The organism is Bradyrhizobium sp., from assembly GCF_049512235.1.
GTDB lineage: Bacteria > Pseudomonadota > Alphaproteobacteria > Rhizobiales > Xanthobacteraceae > Bradyrhizobium.
The window spans coordinates 1-5656 of record NZ_JBEKXH010000421.1; the positions used below are offsets into that span (position 1 = coordinate 1).

Below are 5656 nucleotides of genomic sequence, written 5' to 3' on the forward strand. Positions count from 1 at the left end.
TGATGCCGAGAAACATGATCGCCAAGGTGAAGACGAATCTGATCACGCTCTCCCGATGTCGTAGGGTGGGTTGAGCTCTTCGCGAAACCCACCAACTCCCGCCGCTGCGATGGGTTTCGTGACCGGTTCGGACATGCGTCCGATCTGGTCACTCTACCCATCCTACAACTGACTGATCCGCCAAGTCGCGATCAAGCAATTCCCGGACGCCGTCCGATTGACATCGGTGCTGGTCAGGTGCATCCTGGCGTTATTGCAACCTCTTACCTTACCTTAGCTGCCCTCGTTCAGGGCAATCGCGGGACGGATGAAGTCCCTTCATTGCGGTCAGTCGGGCTGTCGTCATGGATCGTGTGCGCGCGATCGTCATTTCGGATCTGCACCTGGGTGGCAATGACCCTGCAATGATGAGCCATCCGGAGCAGCTGGCGCGGTTTATCCATCAGCTGCCGGATCGTATCGGCAATGAAGCGACGCTCGAACTCGTCATCAACGGCGATTTCATCGATTTTCTCGCGGTACTGCCGGACACAAGGTGGAGCACCGCCGATACAGATGGCGAGCGCAAGGTCGAAGCGACGGTCACGGGGGTTTTCGCTCCGGTTTTCAGGGCGCTCGCGGCTCACGTCGCGGCAGGGCACCATTTGACCATCCTGGTCGGGAATCACGATACCGAGATGGTGTTGCCGTCGGTGCAGGCCAGCCTGCTCAGGGCCATGGGGGCCGGCCCGCATCAAGTCCTGTTCATCGCCGATGGCCGTGCCCACCGCATCGGTGGATTGCTGATCGAACACGGTAACCGCTACGACGGCGCGAATTTCAACGACTGGAGCGGATTGCGTGCGATGGCCTCGGCGTTTTCCCGCAACGAGATGCCGCTTTTGACCCCGGAAATATCCGCCGGCAGCCTGATCGTCGAGAAGGTGGTCAACGTTCTGAAGCCGCGCTATCCGTTCATCGACCTGCTGCAGCCGCAGGGCGAGATCGTGGCCTACCTGCTGGCCGCCTTCGAGCCATCGCTCAGATACGACTGGGGCAAACTGACGCGCGCGCTGCGTGGCCGGCGCAAGGAAGCGATTACCCGGCCGTTCGACATCGACAACGTCGCTGCCATCCCCCGGCAGCAGGTGGATCCAGAGATCGCCAGCGCGTTCGATGACCTGACGGCCCTTCAGGCCAGCGACGAGAACGTCAATGCCGGCGACTGGCTCCGTCTCTTTGCCGGCGTCAGGGATGATAGCCTGTCCGAGATGATCTCGCGCGGCGATCCGATCCCAGCCGAGCGGCTGCGACGGATCCAGCTTGCCCTGCAACGCATGTCGGCCGGCGAAGATTTCGCGCGTTGGGACGGCGCTGCGGGCGCGTGTGGCGACGCTGCCGCCCGGATGCTGGGCGACGGGATCGAAGTGGTTACAATGGGCCACACCCACCTGGCGCGCCAGGTCGGTCCGCCGGACCGCGCGACCTACATCAATACAGGAACCTGGATCGACATGATCAGGCTTCCCCTCGATGTATTGGAGCCCGGCACCGCGGGCCTCGCCCGGCTCGACGGCTATCTGCGGCGGCTGTTTCGCGACGATGGGGTCCGCCAGTTCGATCCGACCTATGCCGACATTTCCGTCGATCCCGACGGGCACATTTCCGCGGCGAAGTTAATGCGGCCCGAACGATGACCTCGTTCCGGATCGTGGTCGAAGACGACAGCAGGCAGCTCAGCCAGGGCACCGCGTGGTTCGTCGCCCCGCAGCTCGTCCTCACCGCGTTCCATGTCGTCGGACCCGAGGGCGGCAGCGAGTGGTATCACGAGATCGGCCGCGATTTCCGCTACACCTTGCATGACGATGTCGACGGCGCGCCGGCTCAGATCCGCTGCGATGCCGTGCTGGCCCATTCACGGGCGGATATCGCGCTGCTGAAGGCGGATCGCGCGGTCGCCGATGGCGTCCTGCTGCGGGTCTGCGGAGCCGGTTCTGAGATATCCGACCCATGGCGCGCCGACGGCTTCCCGGCGCTGCGCTCCGGCGAGAGGTTGTTCGCACTCAGCGGAACGGTCGCAAGGATCTGGGAGCAGCGCCTGCGGCCCCAGGAAGGCTTGCAGCTGACCGTCGAACAGCCCACCTACCGGCCCCCGCAGGGCGAGGAAAAGCCGCTCGGTGGTTTTTCCGGCGCCGCCATCATGAGCCGTGATCGCGTCATCGGCGTCATGACCCGCGTCGCCAGCAACATGAACACCGCCTTCGCCGCGGATGCGATCGCGATCCGCGAGCTTCTGCTGGCGCATGATTGCGGCCAGGCACTGATCGACTGCCCCGTCGCCGACCTCGCTGTATTGGCAGAGCGGATCGGCGCAGGGCCGCCCGCGCCTGCACGGCCGCCCGAGGCCGCGATCCGCCGGCTGCTCGAGCACGCCCTTCGGTCGGAGGACGCCGCCTCGAAGTTGCGCACGATCATCGAGACCGTGTCGGGATACGCCCCGGAGGTTGCCCAGGGACTCGACGCCGGCCTGTGCGCCATCGAACCGCTCGACGGGGCCATCGATCGCCTCGCGATGACATGGCAGGCGCATGCGCCGGCGGCGATCGACATCGAGCGGCTGATCGGTGTGCCGGCCGATCGGATGCCGGGCTCCACGGATCGGCCGCGGCTCGCCATGGCGATCCGGCTGATGGCCATGATCGCTTTCCAGCGCGCACGCAGCCAGCCAGCCATCGCGTGCCGGCGCGCACTGGCGATCCTGGTGTTCCATGATCGGCAGCTGCTGCCGGCGCTCGCGCGCATTCCCGCGCTGGCGCCTGCGATCGAGCCGGCGGATGACGCCCAACCTGCGCACGCCGCTGAAGCATTCACCGACCTCGCTTCCGACGTCGGATTGATCGAAGTTTCCGGCGTGGCCGGGCGTGAGATCGCCGCGCGACTGCGCGCGATCGCCGATCTGGTGCCGCCCCAGCCACCGCTTGAAGTTCCTCTGCTCGCTCCCGGGACCGAACACCGCTTTCTCTTCAACACCCGCGCGGTGCCGCTGCTCGGCCGCGAGGTCGAAATCGGCGAGCTCGACGAATTCCTGGCGGCAGAGCCCCGCTTCGCCTGGTGGCTGCTGCTCGGTCCGGCCGGCAGCGGCAAGAGCCGGCTGGCGCTGGAGCTCTGCCTGCGGCACCGCCTGGTCTGGCGGGCCGGCTTTCTGCCGCCGGCGGCCGATGTCAACTGGAGCAGTTGGCAGCCGTCGCAGCCGACGTTGATCGTCGCGGATGATGCCGCCGCGCGCGTCGAGGAACTCAACCGCATCGTCGGCGCGTTGCGGGTTCGTACCGATCTGCGATGGCCAGTCCGCGTCCTGGCGATCGAGCGCTTCGGCAAGGCCGAGGCCGCCGAGGACCAGTTCGTCGAGGAATCCTGGGTTGACCGGTTCATCGGACAGGGCAGCGCCGCGGCGCTGATGCAGGCGGCGCGCTTCGCGCCGCCGCTGACGCTGCAGGCGCTGGCGCCGGCGGCGCTGTGGAAAGTCATCTGCGCGATGGCGCGCCAAGCCGGCGCGGGCACCGTGGACCAGACCGCAGCATTGGAGATGCTGCAACAGCTCGATCCCGCGGGACGCCCACTGTTCGCGGCGCTGCTGGGCGATGCGATGGCGCATCACGGCAATGCCGTGCGATGGGACATGCAGGCGCTGCTGAACAGCATTCTTGCCCATGAGGAAGAGCGCTGGCGAGCCCAGAACGTGAAGAAGCCGGCCGAATGGAACCTGCTTGCCGTCGCGACCATGGTTGCCGGCATCGACATCGGCGCCCTGGATTGGCAGGCGCATCCGGACACGCTGCTGCCGCTCGACCAGTTCAGTCCGGAGCGCTACCGCATCCTGTCCGGACGCGATGCCACCAGCTTTCTTGCTCCGCTCGAGCCCGACATTGTCGGCGAGCTGTTCGTACTCGAGCGGGTCAAGCCGAGATTTGCGCTCGATACCGCGCGCGCTGCCGTGCTGCGTGGCCTGTCCTGGCGCCTCAAGCCGCAATCCATGGCAGCCTTCCTCGAACGGACGGCGCGCGACTTTCCCCACCATGGCGGTCTTCCGCTGCTGCTCGGCCCGGAGCACGGCACCGAGGAGATACGCCGGCTGTGGTCCATGTTGGCAGTCAATGCGACCTTCCACCTCGGCAGCGCCGGCGCATCGGCAAGGGCGGTCGAGCTCTACCGGAGCCTGCAGCGTGTCGCCGGCGAATTCCGCGCCGATTCCTCGATCCGGCTGAGGCAGGCGCGCAGCGCGGCCAACCTGATCGCGGCTTTCCCAAACGATCCGGTCCAGGCCCGAACTTTCTACGACGATCTCGACGGGCTCGTCGCCGATGCCGCAGCCGATGGAGGGATCCGCGAGGCCTTCGCGCGGGGCGCCCACAACATGGTGCGCACCTATCTCGACCGCGGCGACGCGACCGAGGGACTCGCGCTCTACCAACGCGTCAAGACGGTTGCCGCGGCTCATCCAAACGAAAAGACGCTGCAGACCGACCAGGCCAGATGCGCCTACAATCTGCTGGACTGGCACATCGATCATCACGACGGCGGGACGTCCTTGCAAATGTATGGCGAACTCGCGGAGCTCTCGTCCCGGTTCGACCATGCCAAGCTGCGCGAGTTGCAGGCGAAGGGAGCCGTGAACCTGATCCCCCATGCCCAGGATCGCGATCGGCTGATTGCCGACCTCGCGAACCTGGCCACGGCCCATCCGGCCGAGAAGGAGCTTCTCTACCAATATGGTGCGGGCCTGACCAACGCCGTCTCGAACAGCCTTCCCGGCCAGGCCGGCGGATATTTCACCGAAGTCGAGCGGAATTTCGCCGATCTCGATGACCTTCGGTCGCAGCTGATCCATGCCAAGGCGGCCGGCGGCCTGCTGGGTTGCCATCTGAAGCACGGCGAGCTGGTCCCGGCCCTCAAGATCTACAAGACCAAACTGACCAACATCGGTAGTGATGCAAGCCTTGGCGGGGTGAAGGCCCGCGCGATCACCAAAATCATCGGCGCGAGCCTCAGCGCCGGCAGGGTGCCGCTCGCCAAGAGAATGTACAGCGGGGATCTTACCCGGCTCGTCCGCGACCATCCTGGGATCGCGGAGGTTTCGCAATGCTTCGATCTGAGCACCCTCAATATGCGCCGTTTCGGCGGCCTGTCCTGAATTGCCTATACGGGGACATGATACCGATTGACATAATTTTTCCACGCCAGGATCCCGCATGGCTCGGCTCGCTCGTATCGTCCTTCCTGACATTCCCCATCACGTCACCCAGCGCGGCAACCGCAGGATGGAGATTTTCTCCGAGCCGTCGGACTTCACGCTCTATCGCGACCTGGTCGCCGAGCGTCTGAAACTCCACGGCGTGGTCTGCTCGGCTTACTGTCTGATGCCGAACCATGTGCATTTGCTTCTGACGCCAACCCGTCCCGATGTCGCGAGCGCATCCGCCAGCCTTTCCCGGTCGGTCGGTGAAGCGCATCGGCGCTACACCGCTTTCGTCAACGCGCGAGCGCGCACGACGGGGCACTTGTTTCAGGGACGGTTCGGCTGCGTCGCGATGGACGAAGCGCATTGGCTGGCGGCGGTCCGCTATCTCGCGTTCAATCCGGTGCGGGCGGGGCTTTGCAAGCGCCCCGAAGACTGGCC

General features: G+C 65.6%; 3 protein-coding genes. All 3 read left to right on the forward strand.

The window, feature by feature from the left end; translation table 11 throughout:
• Positions 1–344 precede the first annotated feature (344 nt).
• Positions 345–1676, forward strand: coding sequence for a hypothetical protein (locus ABSG20_RS28155; RefSeq protein WP_423867744.1), 1332 nt, complete (start codon positions 345–347; stop codon positions 1674–1676).
• On the forward strand, positions 1673–5170 hold the full coding sequence (locus ABSG20_RS28160; protein ID WP_423867745.1) for a S1 family peptidase: 3498 nt from the start codon (positions 1673–1675) through the stop codon (positions 5168–5170). The genes ABSG20_RS28155 and ABSG20_RS28160 overlap by 4 nt, the downstream gene beginning before the upstream one ends.
• Positions 5171–5228: 58 nt before the next feature.
• On the forward strand, positions 5229–5656 hold a 428-nt coding region (locus ABSG20_RS28165; protein ID WP_423867746.1), incomplete at its 3' end, for a transposase.

Excerpts from the sequence above, each read along its gene's own strand:
- ABSG20_RS28155 (WP_423867744.1), top strand. The coding sequence starts at position 345 with ATGGATCGTGTGCGCGCGATCGTCATTTCGGATCTGCACCTGGGTGGC.
- ABSG20_RS28160 (WP_423867745.1), top strand. The coding sequence starts at position 1,673 with ATGACCTCGTTCCGGATCGTGGTCGAAGACGACAGCAGGCAGCTCAGC.